At 65.1% G+C, this 13,898-nt stretch carries 13 protein-coding genes; 11 read left to right on the top strand and 2 right to left on the bottom strand.

Annotated features, from left to right (window positions below; translation table 11 throughout):
• The first annotated feature begins 146 nt into the window (after positions 1-146).
• The 5 genes from recR (at position 147) to HDG37_RS01930 (ending at position 5,127) form a co-directional block, all read left to right on the top strand.
• Positions 147-743 carry a recombination mediator RecR gene (gene recR, locus HDG37_RS01950; RefSeq protein WP_018418135.1) on the top strand — a complete coding sequence of 199 codons (597 nt, stop codon included), beginning with the start codon at positions 147-149 and terminating at the stop codon, positions 741-743.
• Positions 744-851: 108 nt separating this feature from the next.
• Complete coding sequence (locus HDG37_RS01945; RefSeq protein WP_184043885.1) at positions 852-2,093, top strand: CaiB/BaiF CoA-transferase family protein; 1,242 nt, start codon at positions 852-854, stop codon at positions 2,091-2,093.
• Between the two features lie 160 nt (positions 2,094-2,253).
• Positions 2,254-3,291 carry an ABC transporter substrate-binding protein gene (locus HDG37_RS01940; protein WP_184043883.1) on the top strand — a complete coding sequence of 346 codons (1,038 nt, stop codon included), beginning with the start codon at positions 2,254-2,256 and terminating at the stop codon, positions 3,289-3,291.
• A 127-nt stretch (positions 3,292-3,418) separates the two neighbouring features.
• Positions 3,419-4,231 carry an ABC transporter ATP-binding protein gene (locus tag HDG37_RS01935; RefSeq protein WP_090804630.1) on the top strand — a complete coding sequence of 271 codons (813 nt, stop codon included), beginning with the start codon at positions 3,419-3,421 and terminating at the stop codon, positions 4,229-4,231.
• A 71-nt stretch (positions 4,232-4,302) separates the two neighbouring features.
• Positions 4,303-5,127: an ABC transporter permease gene (locus HDG37_RS01930; protein ID WP_090804632.1), complete on the top strand. Its 825-nt coding sequence runs from the start codon at positions 4,303-4,305 to the stop codon at positions 5,125-5,127.
• Between the two features lie 78 nt (positions 5,128-5,205).
• On the opposite strand, the gene HDG37_RS01925 is transcribed toward HDG37_RS01930, so the two are convergent.
• Positions 5,206-6,180 (bottom strand): NADPH:quinone oxidoreductase family protein, encoded by a 975-nt coding sequence (locus tag HDG37_RS01925; protein WP_184043881.1) that lies wholly within the window; start codon positions 6,178-6,180, stop codon positions 5,206-5,208.
• 344 nt (positions 6,181-6,524) lie between these two features.
• Between HDG37_RS01925 and surE the strand changes: the two genes are divergently transcribed.
• The 6 genes from surE (at position 6,525) to rlmD (ending at position 12,920) form a co-directional block, all read left to right on the top strand.
• Positions 6,525-7,283 carry a 5'/3'-nucleotidase SurE gene (gene surE / locus HDG37_RS01920; protein WP_184043879.1) on the top strand — a complete coding sequence of 253 codons (759 nt, stop codon included), beginning with the start codon at positions 6,525-6,527 and terminating at the stop codon, positions 7,281-7,283.
• Positions 7,280-8,503, top strand: a complete 1,224-nt coding sequence (locus tag HDG37_RS01915) for a protein-L-isoaspartate(D-aspartate) O-methyltransferase (protein ID WP_184043877.1) — start codon at positions 7,280-7,282, stop codon at positions 8,501-8,503. Before surE ends, HDG37_RS01915 begins: the two co-directional genes overlap by 4 nt.
• 5 nt (positions 8,504-8,508) lie before the next feature.
• Positions 8,509-9,459, top strand: coding sequence for a peptidoglycan DD-metalloendopeptidase family protein (locus HDG37_RS01910; RefSeq protein ID WP_184043875.1), 951 nt, complete (start codon positions 8,509-8,511; stop codon positions 9,457-9,459).
• An 11-nt stretch (positions 9,460-9,470) separates the two neighbouring features.
• Positions 9,471-10,559, top strand: a complete 1,089-nt coding sequence (gene rpoS, locus HDG37_RS01905; RefSeq protein ID WP_018418126.1) for an RNA polymerase sigma factor RpoS — start codon at positions 9,471-9,473, stop codon at positions 10,557-10,559.
• A 4-nt stretch (positions 10,560-10,563) separates the two neighbouring features.
• A complete protein-coding gene (locus HDG37_RS01900) occupies positions 10,564-11,340 on the top strand; it encodes a 3'-5' exonuclease (protein WP_184028919.1) in 777 nt (258 codons plus the stop codon).
• Positions 11,341-11,489: 149 nt separating this feature from the next.
• Complete coding sequence (gene rlmD, locus HDG37_RS01895; protein WP_184028916.1) at positions 11,490-12,920, top strand: 23S rRNA (uracil(1939)-C(5))-methyltransferase RlmD; 1,431 nt, start codon at positions 11,490-11,492, stop codon at positions 12,918-12,920.
• Positions 12,921-13,013: 93 nt separating this feature from the next.
• Here rlmD and HDG37_RS01890 read toward each other — a convergent pair whose 3' ends face one another.
• On the bottom strand, positions 13,014-13,874 hold the full coding sequence (locus HDG37_RS01890; protein WP_090804648.1) for an outer membrane protein assembly factor BamD: 861 nt from the start codon (positions 13,872-13,874) through the stop codon (positions 13,014-13,016).
• Between the last annotated feature and the right edge of the window lie 24 nt (positions 13,875-13,898).

Here is a 13,898-nt window from a genome sequence, read left to right as displayed (position 1 = left end):
GAAGCGGGTGAGCGCCGCGGCGGTTCATTGCCGCGGCGCGAACGCAGACGCTCGCCGCCGCGCGCCGCGCGCAGGCTGGCAACATCGAAACACCCCCGCATCCCGATTCGCCCACCCGAGCACCACCCACGTCGACGCCGATCCGCATGAAACAACCTTCCGCCCTGTCGGCGCTCGTCGAAGCGCTGCGCGCACTGCCCGGTGTCGGGCCGAAGTCCGCGCAGCGCATGGCGTATCACCTGATGCAGCACGATCGCGAAGGCGCCGAAAAGCTCGGGCGCTCGCTGTTGTTCGCGACCGAGCACCTGCGTCACTGCGAAAAGTGCAACACATTTACCGAAGCGCAGATCTGCGAGGTCTGCCTCGATGAGGAGCGCGATCCGTCGCTGCTGTGCGTCGTCGAAACGCCGGCCGACCAGATCATGCTCGAGCAGACGATGACCTATCGCGGCCTCTATTTCGTGCTGATGGGGCGGTTGAGTCCGCTCGACGGCATCGGCCCGAAGGAAATCCATTTCGACCGGCTCGTGAAGCGCGCATCGGATGGCGTCGTCAAGGAAGTCGTGCTGGCCACCAATTTCACCAACGAGGGTGAGGCCACCGCGCATTACCTCGGACAGACGCTGAAGGCGCGCGGCCTTGCCGTGACGCGCCTCGCGCGCGGCGTGCCGGTGGGCGGCGAGCTCGAGTATGTCGACGCGGGCACGATCGCGCGCGCGATGCTCGACCGTCGTTCGATGTAGCCACGCGGCCTTCGTTGGCCGCCGCCATATCCGTCCGGGCACGCATCGTCGCAAGTCGTTGCAAACCAAACAGACCGGGTACACAACGATGTAGAACCAGGGAGACTCATGAGCGCCACCCCCGAATCAGGCGCGAGCGCCGCACCGCATGACGCGTGTGGTCCGCTCGCCGGCGTCAAGGTGCTGGAACTCGGCACGCTGATTGCCGGGCCGTTCGCCGCGCGTTTTCTCGGCGAATTCGGCGCCGACGTCGTCAAGATCGAAGACCCCAAAGGCGGCGACCCGCTGCGCAAATGGCGCAAGCTGTATCCGGAAGTCGGCGGTACGTCGCTGTGGTGGGCCGTGCAGGCGCGCAACAAGAAGTCCGTCACGATCAACCTGAAAGCCGAAGAGGGCAAGGAGATCGTGCGGCGCCTCGCGAAAGAGGCCGATATCGTCGTCGAGAATTTCCGGCCCGGTCTGCTCGAAAAGCTCGGGCTCGGCTACGACGTGCTGTCCGCCGAGAACCCCGGCCTCGTGATGGTGCGTCTGTCGGGCTACGGCCAGACGGGCCCGTATCGCGACCGGCCCGGCTTCGGCGCGATCGCCGAGTCGATGGGCGGTCTGCGCCATATCACCGGCTATCCGGATCTGCCGCCGCCGCGCATCGGCATTTCGATCGGCGATTCGATCGCCGCGCTGCACGGTGTGATCGGCGCGCTGATGGCGCTGCATCACAAGCAGGTGAACGGCGGCAAGGGGCAGGTCGTCGACGTCGCGCTGTACGAGGCCGTCTTCAACATGATGGAAAGCGTGGTGCCCGAATACGGCGTCTACGGCATGGTGCGCGAGCGTACCGGCGCGTCTCTGCCGGGCATCGTGCCGTCGAATACGTATCCGTGCCGCGACGGCAGCATCGTGATCGGCGGCAATAGCGATCCGATCTTCAGGCGCCTGATGATCGCGATCGAACGCGACGATCTCGCCAACGATCCGGCGCTCGCGCATAACGATGGCCGCGTGCCGCGCACGCAGGAAATCGACGCCGCGATCGGCGCGTGGCTGTCCACGCGCACGATCGACGAAGCGCTCGCGGTGCTGAACGCGGCCGACGTGCCGGTGGGCCGCATCTACAGCGTCGCCGATATGTTCACCGATCCGCAGTTCATCGCGCGGCAGATGATCCAGCGGTTCAAGTGGCAGGACGGCAAGGAAATCACGCTGCCCGCGGTTACGCCGAAGTTGTCGGCGACGCCCGGTGAGACGCGCTGGCTCGGGCCAGACCTGGGTGAACATACCGATGAAGTCCTGCAATCGCTAGGTTATGATGCTGACGGCATCGCGCGGTTGCGGGCGCAACAGATCGTCTGATGCGCACAGCGCAACGCATAGAGAAAGGCGCGTAAAGCGCGGCGCTGATGCACGATTCGCGCCGCGCGACCGGCAGCCCCACACCGTGGCCAAGCGCTTGCGCCACGCGCGCACGGGCGGTCAAAAAGCCGGACGACAAAAAATCTGGAGACAACGGACCATGCAACGCAGAACCTTCCTCGCCGGCGGTGCGGCGCTCGCGGGCGCCTCGCTCGCGGCCACGCCGTTCGCTTTCGCGCAGGGCAAGCCCGAGACCACCAAGGTCGCCATCGCGGTCGGCGGCAAGAACCTGTTCTACTACCTGCCGCTGACGATCGCCGAGCGCCGCAACTACTTCAAGGACGAGGGGCTCGAAGTCGAGATTTCCGACTTCGCGGGCGGCTCGCAGGCGTTGAAGGCGGCAGTCGGCGGAAGCGCCGACGTGGTCTCCGGCGCGTTCGAACACACGCTGCTGTTGCAGGCGCAAAAGCAGATGTTCCGCGAATTCGTGCTGCAGGGCCGCGCGCCGCAGATCGTGCTCGCGGTGTCGAAGAAGACGATGCCGAACTACAAGTCGATCGCCGATCTGAAGGGCAAGAAGATCGGCGTGACCGCGCCGGGTTCGTCGACGTCGATCATGGCGAGCTTCGTCCTCGCGAAAGCGGGGCTCAGTCCGAAGGACGTCGCGTTCATCGGCGTGGGCGCCGGTGCCGGCGCGATCGCCGCGCTGCAGTCCGGGCAGATCGACGCGATCGCCAATCTCGATCCGGTCGTCACGCGCCTCGAGCGCGCCGGCGACGTGCGCGTCGTATCGGATACCCGCACGCTCACCGATACGCACATCGTGTTCGGCGGCGACATGCCGGCGGGCTGCCTGTACGCATCGCAGTCGTTCATCACGAAGAACCCGAACACCACGCAGGCGCTGACCAATGCGATGGTGCGCGCGCTCAAGTGGCTGCAGAACGCGAGCGGCGGCGAACTGATCGACACGGTGCCGGAGAGCTATCTGCTCGGCGACCGCGCGCTCTATCTCGACGCGTGGCAGCACGTGCGCGAAGCGATGTCGCCCGACGGCCTGATGCCCGCCGACGGTCCCGCGACGTCGCTGAAGACGCTGAAAGCGTTCGATCCGGTGATCCAGAACGCGCAGATCGATCTGTCGAAGACGTGGACCAACGACTTCGTGAAGAAGGCGCTCGCGACCGTCAAGGCATAAACGACGCGGCGCGCGCACAGGCGCATCGAATGGGACGTGGGCAAGGCGTTTCGCCGCGTCCACAGCCGTCGCCCCAGCGTCGCCGCGACAACTCCCCGCTAACCCGATTCCCGAAGCGAGCCGTACGATGACCGTTGCTGCCCTGGCGCTCGAAAACATCACCTGCACGTTCGCCGCGCGTGACAACCGCGCACAGCGCTACACGGCAGTCAAGGACACGACGCTGCGTATCGAGCCCGGCGAGTTCGTGTCGGTCGTCGGGCCGACTGGCTGCGGCAAGTCCACGCTGCTGAACATCGGCGCGGGGCTGCTCCAGCCGTCGACGGGCGGCGTCAGCGTGTTCGGCGAACAGCTCAGCGGCCTGAATCGCCGTGCGGGCTATATGTTCCAGGCAGATGCGCTGATGCCGTGGCGCTCGGCGCTCGACAACGTGATGGCCGGCCTGTCGTTTCACCGCGTGCCGGCCTCGGAAGCGCGCGCGAAGGCCGAAGAGTGGTTGAAGCGTGTCGGTCTCGGCGGCTTCGGCGACCGCTATCCGCATCAGCTGTCGGGCGGCATGCGCAAGCGCGTCGCGATGGCGCAGACGCTGATCCTCGACCCCGACATCATCCTCATGGACGAGCCGTTTTCCGCGCTGGATATTCAAACGCGGCAGCTGATGGAAAACGAGCTGCTCGATCTCTGGGCCGCGAAGCGCAAGGCCGTGCTGTTCATTACGCACGATCTCGACGAAGCGATCGCGATGTCGGACCGCGTGGTGGTACTGTCGGCCGGGCCTGCGACGCATCCGATCGGCGAGTTCCGGATCGATCTGCCGCGGCCGCGCGATGTCGCCGAAATCCGTTCGCATCCGCGCTTCGTCGAGTTGCATGCACAGCTCTGGGGTGTGCTGCGCGATGAGGTGCTCAAGGGTTATCAGCAGCAACTGACCGCTGTTTGAATGTGCAGCGCATCCCCGCCTGCGCATCGAAAAGAAGACGTGTTCAATAATCGTCCAAGGCAAACCAAGTCATGTGGAAGACGTTGCGCCCGAGCCGGGCGAATCTGGTGATCTGGCAGTGGCTGCTGCTCGTGCTGTGCTTCGTGCTGTGGTACGTGCTGACGAGCCCGACGCTGATACCGCCGTTCTATTTCGACGATCCGAACAAGGCGGCGTTTTTCTTTGGCGAGCCGCAGAAAGTACTGCAGCGGATCTGGGAATGGTTCACGGGCGGCGAGATCTATCTGCATCTGTGGATCACGCTCGTCGAGACCGTGCTCGCGTTCGTCTTTGGCACCACGATCGGACTCGGCGTCGGCCTGTGGCTCGCGCTCGCGCCGACCGCGAGCGCGCTGTTCGATCCGTACGTGAAGGCCGCGAACTCGATGCCGCGCGTGATTCTCGCGCCGATCTTCGGGGTGTGGTTCGGCCTCGGCATCTGGTCGAAGGTCGCACTCGGCGTCACGCTGGTGTTCTTCATCGTGTTCTTCAACGTCTACCAGGGCGTGAAGGAAGTGAGCCCGGTCGTGCTCGCGAACGCGCGCATGCTCGGCGCGAACCGCAAACAGCTGCTGCGTTTCGTCTATCTGCCGAGCGCGATGAGCTGGGTGTTTTCGAGCCTGCATACGTCGGTGGGGCTTGCGTTCGTCGGCTCGGTGGTGGGCGAGTATCTGGGCTCGGCGCGCGGCGTCGGCTATCTGATCCTGCAGGCCGAGGGCACCTTCGATATCAACACGGTGTTCGCGGGAATTCTGGTGTTGACCGCGTTCGCACTGATTCTCGATGCGATCGTCGGGACCGCGGAGCGGCGTTTGATGAAGTGGCAGCCGCGCACCGGGGATACCGAGAAGCTGTGAACGTGGATCGCAAGCGGCGCGGCGGCCGAAATCGCAGTCGGCCGCCGCGCCGTTTTTGATGCTGCTTTATTGGTCGTGCTACGGCGTGATGACCACCTTGCCGATCACGCGGCGCTCGGCCATGTCGCGCAACGCGCGGCCGGTGTCGTCGAGCGAGTAGCGGGCCGACACGTAGGGCTTGAGCTTGCCTTCACGAATCCAGCCGGTCATCTGCTCGAATGCCGCGCGATTGCGCTGCGGCTCACGCTTTGCGAAGTCGCCCCAGAACACGCCGACCACGCTTGCGCCCTTGAGCAACATCAGGTTCAGCGGCAGCCTTGGAATCTCGCCATTCGCAAAGCCGACCACCAGATAACGCCCCCTCCAGCCGATGCTGCGAAACGCCGGCTCCGCATACACGCCGCCGACCGGGTCGTAGATCACGTCCGGACCTTTGCCGTCGGTGAGCGCCTTGATGCGCTCGCGCAGATCCTCGGTGTTGTAGTTGATCGTCGCGTCCGCGCCGTGCCTCACGCAGGTCGCGAGCTTTTCGTCGCTCGATGCCGCCGCGATCACGCGCGCGCCGAGCGCCTTGCCGATTTCGACCGCCGCCAGCCCGACTCCGCCGGCCGCGCCGAGCACGAGCATCGTCTCGCCCGGCTGCAGCGCGCCGCGATCGACCACCGCGTGATGCGAGGTGCCATACGCGAGCGTGAACGCGGCCGCGAGTTCGAACGACACGTCATCGTCGAGCGGCACGCAGGCCGCGGCGGGCGCAAGCGCCTGCTCGGCAAAACCGCCGGAGCCGGTGAACGCGGCCACGCGGGAACCAGGCTTGAACTGCGTGACGCCTTCGCCCACCGCGCGCACGATGCCCGCGGCTTCCGAACCGGGCGTGAACGGCAGCGGCGGCTTGAACTGGTATTTGTTCTCGATGATCAGCACGTCGGGAAAATTGACGGCCGCGGCCTTCACGTCTATCACGACGTGGCCAGGCGGCGCTTCGAGATCCGCCAGGTTGTCGACGACCAGGCTCTCGGGCGGCCCGTACTGCTTGCAGCGAATCGCGCGCATCGTGTCTCCGTATCGTTCAGGGTTGGCAGTGTTTTCGAGTGTAAAACAAAGCGCACGACCGTGCGATTTATTGCGCTGCGGGTTACAACGTGCAGCGCGCTTTTGATGCGTCGCGCGCGCTCCTCGCGCAAGCCGTATTGCATTGCACAGCGCGAAGTACGCACAGGATGCCGATTCATCGACGAGCGCGCACGGCCGCGCGTTCAGTGCGAAGCAGCATCTTTGCGTTCGATACAAGCATCCGCGCACCTGGAAAATACTGGCTCGCACGACGCTTGTGCACGCCACGCAGACACGCCGTCCATGTCGTTCGCGTGCCATCCTTCCTCGGTTACAATCGGCGCATGCGAATCCTACTCAGCAACGACGACGGTTATCTGGCGCCGGGCCTCGCCGCGCTTTACGAAGCGCTGAAGCCGATCGCCGACGTCACCGTGATGGCTCCCGAACAGAACTGCAGCGCCGCGTCGAATTCCCTGACGCTGTGGCGGCCGCTGTCGGTCCTGCGTTCGGCGAACGGTTTCTACTACGTGAACGGCACGCCGACCGACTCGGTGCACATCGCACTGACCGGCATGCTCGACCATACACCGGACCTGGTCGTGTCGGGTATCAACAACGGCCAGAACATGGGCGACGACACGCTGTATTCCGGCACCGTCGCAGCCGCCACCGAAGGCATCATGTTCGGGGTGCCGGCCATCGCGTTCTCGCTCGTCGACAAGGACTGGGCGCATCTCGAAGACGCGGCCCGCGTTGCCGCCGAAATCGTCGCGCATTATCTCGCGCGGCCGTTGCCGGGACATCCGCTGCTGAACGTCAATATCCCTAACCTGCCGTATGACGAACTGCGCAGCTGGCAGATCACGCGACTCGGCAAACGTCATCCGTCGCAGCCGGTGATCCGCCAGACCAATCCGCGCGGCGAACCGATCTATTGGATCGGCGCCTCGGGCCAGGCGCGCGACGCGAGCGAAGGCACGGACTTCCATGCGGTGGCCAACGGCGCCGTGTCGATCACGCCGCTGCAGCTCGATCTGACCTACACGCAAATGCTGCCCGCGGCGCGCGACTGGCTGCGCGCCGGGAGCGGCAGTTCATGACCGGCGAGCGCGCGAAGCGCTTTCCGTTAGGTCTCGAGGACCTGGTGCGCGAACCGCGCCGGCCCGAGGGACGTCCGGGCGAGATGCGCGCGGCGGCGCTCGCGGCGAGCGCGGCGTTGAACGCACGGCAGCAGTCGGCGAAACCGACGCAGGGCGGCGCGGCCGCACGGGCGCAAGCGAGGACCTCAGCTGCTGCGCAATCTACGCCGTCGACGCGACCCCAGGTGATTCCCCAGGCGAAGACGCAAAGCGCTTCGTTCGGTACGTCAACGGCGGCGACCGGTGCAATGCCGCCAAAGCCGCAGGCCGCGCCAGTCGCAAAGACAACGGCGAACTCGTTGGCTGGTGCATTGGCGGGGCAGCCTGTCAAGCAAGCACCAAAGTCGTCGGTCAAGCCAGGCAAAAACTCGACGCATGCGTCTGGCCACAGCGCACGCGCGACGCCATCGCCACTCCAGTCGCAACTGCAGCAAAGCGCGAAACCCGCGCTGAACGCCGCGTTGGCCGGTGCGATGGGCGGCGCATTCGGCGGCGCATTCGGCGGCGCGACCAGCGGCGCGATGAACAACGCCTTGGCGCTGACCTCGGAACGGGTTCGCGAACGCATGGTCGAACGCGTGCGAGCCAATGGCGTCAGCGATCAGCGTGTGCTGAACGCGATGGCGGCGGTGCCGCGCCACATGTTCGTCGATCCGGGTCTTGCGGCCCAGGCGTACGAAGATGCCGCGCTGCCGATCGGTCATCACCAGACTATCTCGAAGCCGTCGGTGGTGGCGCGAATGATCGAACTCGCGGCGGCCGGGCGCGCGCTGAACACGGTGCTCGAAATCGGCACCGGTTGCGGCTATCAGGCGGCGGTGCTGAGCCAGGTCGCGCGCGAGGTTTATTCGATCGAACGCATCAAGCCGCTGTCCGAGCGCGCGAAGACGAATCTGCGTCCGCTGCGCATTCCGAATATCCGGCTGCATTACGGCGACGGGCGGCTCGGTTTGCCGTCGGCGGCCCCGTTCGACGCGATCGTGATCGCGGCGGCCGGGCTCGACGTGCCGCAGGCGTTGCTCGAGCAGCTTGCGATCGGCGGACGTCTGGTTGCGCCGGTCGGCTCGCAGGAAGGACAAAGCCAGGTGCTGACGCTGATCGAGCGCCTCGGCCCCGCGCAATGGCGCGAGTCGCGGCTTGATCGCGTTTTCTTTGTACCCTTAAAATCCGGAGTGATTTGACACCGATGAGTATGTTGCGCGCGATGCAGAGAACCACCCCGAATACCCCCCTGACCGTAACCCAGCGCAGCGTGTGCGTGCTCGCCTTGTCCCTGTTGATGACGGCCTGTGCATCCCGGCTCGACCAGGCGCCCGTCGTCGACCGCTCCGGCGGCGGCACACTCGCCACCGCGCAGGGCGCGGCGCAACCGGCGGTGCCGCTCGGCCCGCCGCCGCCCGGCTACTATCGCGTGAAGCCGGGCGATACGCTGTACCGCATTGCGCTCGAAAACGGCCAGAATTACCGCGACATCTCGACGTGGAACAACCTGACCAACCCGAATCAGATCGAAGTCGACCAGCTGCTGCGCGTCGTGCCGCCGGGCGCGAATACCGCGGCCATGACGCCGGGCGTGTCGACCGCGCCGATCGGCAGCTCGGGCGCGGTGCAAAGCGCGCCGCTGAACAACAACGCGCCGGCCGTGGTCGGCGCCGCGATGCCGCCTCTCTACGGCGGCGCGACGAACGGTACGCCCGCGAATGGTGCGGTAGCTGCGCCTCCGGCCAATCCCTCTGCCGCGAGCGCCGACATCGGCAGCGCCGCGGCAGGCAACGTAGCATTTGCATGGCCGGTGCGCGGTCCGCTGCTCAACACGTTCAACGACTCGACCAACAAGGGCGTCAATATCGGCGGCTCCGCGGGCGAGCCGGTTAAAGCGTCAGCCGATGGTCGCGTCGTCTATGCCGGAAATGGGCTGCGTGGTTACGGCAATCTCATTATCATCAAGCATGATGCAACTTATCTCACCGCGTATGCACACAACCGCGCTTTGATGGTAAAAGAGGGGGACGCGGTTACGAAGGGGCAGAAGATCGCAGAGATGGGCAATAGCGATTCCGACCGTGTGATGTTGCATTTCGAAGTTCGCCGACAGGGTAAACCAGTCGACCCACTGAAGTATTTGCCGCCGCAATAAGCGATACGACCATGCCGAAATCGAAGCGCCGCCCGCCGCAAGCCGAGTCTGAGACGATCAGCGAAGTCACGTCTGCCGCAGTGGACGAAAGCGGCGCTTCGGAAGTGGAAGAAGAGGTCGCGGAGGAGCGCGATCTCGACGAACGCCAGAGCGGCCTCGACGACAGCGAGAGCGCTGACGCGCGCGAAACCACCGGCGAGGCGCCGCCCGACGCCGACGATTTCCGCGCACTGCTGCAGGCCGAGCTCACGGCCGACACGATCCAGCATTATCTGAATCGCATCAGCGTGAAGCCGTTGCTCACCGTCGAGGAAGAGCAGAAATATTCGCGCCTTGCCAAGGCCGGCGAGTTCGAAGCGCGGCAGGTGATGATCGAGCGCAATCTGCGGCTGGTCGTCAGCATTGCCAAGGGTTATCTGAATCGCGGCGTGCCGCTGCTCGATCTGATCGAGGAGGGCAACCTCGGCCTCATGCACGCAATCGAAAAATTCGATCCGACGCGCGGCTTCCGTTTCTCGACCTACGCGACGTGGTGGATCCGCCAGAGCATCGAGCGCGCGATCATGAACCAGGCGCGTACGGTGCGATTGCCCGTGCATGTGATTCGTGAGCTCAACCAGGTGTTGCGCGCGAAGCGCCATCTGGAAAAGAACTCGATGAATTCGGGGGAGGCGGCCGAGCGCCGCGACGCGAGCATCGACGACATCGCTTATCTGACCGGCAAGACCACCGACGAAGTCACCGACATCCTAGCGCTGAACGAGCACACCGCCTCGCTCGATGCGCCGCTCGATCTCGATCCGGCGAGCAGCCTGCTCGATCTGCTGTCGGACGACCAGAGCCAGTCGCCAGACGCCGAAGTGCAGCATCGCGAGCTCGAAACACTGACACGCGCATGGCTCGCGCGTTTGTCGGACAAGCACCGCCATGTGATCGAGCGGCGCTTCGGTCTGAATCACATCGAGCCCGCCACGCTCGAGGAGCTGGCCGACGAAATGGGCCTCACGCGCGAGCGTGTGCGCCAGATCCAACAGGAAGCGCTGGTGCGACTGAAGCGCTTCTTTGCCTCAAACGGTGTCCGCAAAGACGCCGTTCTCTGACCTGATGACACCGATTCTTGTTTTCGACATCGAGACGATTCCCGATGTCGCCGGCATCCGCCGGCTTGAAGATTTGCCCGCGTCGATGAGCGATGCCGACGTCGCCGAGCACGCGTTCGCCGCACGCCGCGAAAAAACTGGCAGCGATTTTCTGCCGCATCACCTCCAGCGGGTCGCGGCGATTTCCTGCGTGTTCCGTGACAACAACGGTTTTCGCGTGCGCTCGCTCGGTACGCCCGAGGACGGCGAGGCGACGCTCGTGCAGTCGTTCTATCGCGTGATCGAAAAGTACACGCCGCAACTCGTGTCGTGGAACGGCGGCGGTTTCGATCTGCCGGTGCTCAACTACCGCGCGCTCGTCAACGGCATCCCCGCCTACCGGTTCTGGGATCTCGGCGAGGACGACCGCGACTTCAAGTGGAACAACTACATCAGCCGCTACCACGCGCGACACACCGATCTGATGGACGTGCTCGCGATGTACCAGGCGCGCGCGAACGCGCCGCTCGACGCGCTCGCGAAGATGTGCGGCTTTCCGGGCAAGATGGGCATGGACGGCAGTCAGGTGTGGCAGGCGTTCCAGCAAGGGCGTATCGAAGAAATCCGCAATTACTGCGAGACCGACGTCGTCAATACGTACCTGCTGTACTGCCGCTTCCAACTGATGCGCGGTGGCTTTTCGCCGTCGGAGTATGCTGACGAGATCAACCTCGTGAAGAACGCGCTCGCGCTGGAAAGCGCGCCGCAGTGGGCCGAGTATCTGGCGGCGTTCGTGCAGTAAGCGCGCGCGAGCAGAGCCTGCGCCGGGGAGCCGCAATCCGGGCCGCGATCCGCACTCGCTCCGCGTGTGGTCCGCACCGCATCGCAGGCAAGCCCGGCGCTTCGTCTACAATCTCGCCTTTCCCCCATAGTTTGTCAGGAAGTCCGCAGGTGTCCCGAACTGCCCCCCCACGTCGCTCGCCGCGGCGCTCATCGAAGCATGCCAGGGCGCACGCCCCGGCGCCGGCGCCCGTCATTACCGGCAACGAACCGCTGATCGAAATCGTTTCGCTCGATATGGAAGCGCGCGGCGTGGGCCGCACCACGAGCGAAGACGGCACGCCAGGCAAGGTCGTGTTCGTCGAAGGCGCGCTGCCGGGTGAACTCGTCAGTTATTCGACGCATCGCAGCAAGCCGAAATTCGAGCAGGCCGAAGTCGTTCAGGTGTTCCGCGAAAGCGTGATCCGCACGACGCCGAAATGCACGTACTTCAACATCTGCGGCGGCTGCTCGATGCAGCATCTCGACATGCGCGCGCAGGTGGCGGTCAAGCAGCGCGTGCTCGAGGACAGCCTGCAGCATCTGGCGAAGCTGCGCCCCGAAACGGTGTTCCGGCCGATTCACGGGCCGTCCTGGGGTTATCGCTATCGCGCGCGGCTCGCGGTGCGCTACCTGCCGGAGCGCGGCGGCATGCGCATCGGCTTTCACGAGAAGAAGAGCAGCTATATCGCCGACATGAAGACCTGCGAGGTGCTGCCGCCGCATGTGTCGGCGATGCTGATGCCGCTGCGTTTCATGGTCCGCAAGCTGTCTATCTACGACCGCATGCCGCAGCTCGAGCTCGCGGTCGGCTCGTCGGTCACGGCGCTCGTCGTGCGCAACCTCGAACCGCTGACGGCCGGGGACGAGCAGGTGCTGCGCGAGTTCGCGGACGAGCACAAGGTGCAGTTCTGGATCCAGCCGGGCGGTCCCGACACGGTCACGCCGCTTTATCCTCTCGACGTGCAGCTCGACTACACGCTGCCCGAATACGGCATCCGTATGCCATTCAAGCCAACTGATTTCACCCAGGTCAATCACGCGATCAACCGCGTGCTGGTGAGCCGCGCGCTGCGCCTGCTGGCGCCGGCACGCACCGACCGCGTGCTCGACCTGTTCTGCGGGATCGGCAACTTCACGCTGCCGCTCGCGCGAATCTCGCGGGAAGTGGTCGGCATCGAGGGTAGCGAAGTGCTGACCCAGCGCGCGCTCGCGAATGCGGAGCTGAATGGCGTCGCCGGGCATACGTCGTTCGCGTGCCGCAACCTGTTCGAAGTCACCGCCGACGACTTGCGCGCGCTCGGCCACTTCGACAAGTTCCTCGTCGATCCGCCGCGCGAAGGCGCGCTCGCGATCGCGAAGGCGCTCGCGGAGATCGCGCAGAGCGGCAACGGGCCGCTGCCGACGCGCATCGTCTATGTGTCGTGCGCGCCGGCCACGCTCGCGCGCGATGCCGGGCTGCTCGTGCATGAGGCCGGCTATCGTCTGGTGGGCGCGGGCGTCGTCAATATGTTCCCGCATACGTCGCACGTGGAATCGATTGCGCTGTTCGAGCGCGATTGAGTCTCGCGGCGCGCATAAACGAAAACGCCACGACCGAGGTCGTGGCGTTTTCGTTTTCAGACGAAGGTCAGTGTGCCGTCGGCGCGTGAGGGCTCAGAACTGCCACCACGACTTCGCCGTGCCGGGCCGTGCGTGGCCGGTCACGTACGGGCTGTCGGGGAAGGTGCCGGCCAGCACGCGACGAGTGTCGTCGGCGAGTTGCTGGTTGTTCAGCTTCTCGTACGACAGGATCATGATGTGCAGCGCGTCTTCGATGGCCGGCGCGTTCTTGTACTCGCGCAATGCGAGCTGCGCACGGTTGATCGCGGCGACATAGGCGCCGCGGCGATAGTAGTAGTCCGCGGCGTGAACTTCGTGCGATGCGAGCGCATTCACGATGTAGCGCATGCGCTGCGCGGCGTCCGCCGCGTACTTGCTGTTCGGGAAGCGGTCCACCACGACCTTGAATGCGTCATACGACTCGCGCAGCGACTTCGGATCGCGCTCGCTCATATCCTGGCCCGAGAAGCGGCCGAACAGACCGAGGTCGTCGTTGAAGTGGATCATGCCCTTCAGGTAATACGCGTAGGCGATGTCCGGGTGATCCGGGTGCAGCTGGATGAAGCGGTCGATGGCCTGGTCGGCGGCGGCGTTTTCGTTGTCTTTCCAGTTGCAGTACGCGACGTTGATCTGCGCCTGCTGGGCGAAGTGGCCGAACGGGTCGCGGCCCTCGAGCAGCTCGAAATACTTCGCGCACTTGCCCCAGTCGCCACCGGTCAGGGCGTCGTTCGCCTCCGTATATAATTTGTTGTTGTTCCACGCGGCCGTTTCGTCGGTCTTCTCCGGCAGGCCGTGGCAAGCCGCAACAGCGACGACGGCCGCGGCGCACGCAATGTATCCGGCCACTTTCCGGGCCGCCTTCTTGATGGCCGCCAAATTGATCGCCGCTTCAGTGATGGTGTTCAAGGCTCGCATTTTCCAGTCTAGCTTTACGTCCAG

The sequence above is a fragment of the Paraburkholderia sp. MM5384-R2 genome (genome assembly GCF_014201025.1).
Classification (GTDB): Bacteria; Pseudomonadota; Gammaproteobacteria; order Burkholderiales; family Burkholderiaceae; genus Paraburkholderia; species Paraburkholderia tuberum.
This window is presented reverse-complemented; position numbering and strand designations above follow the sequence as displayed.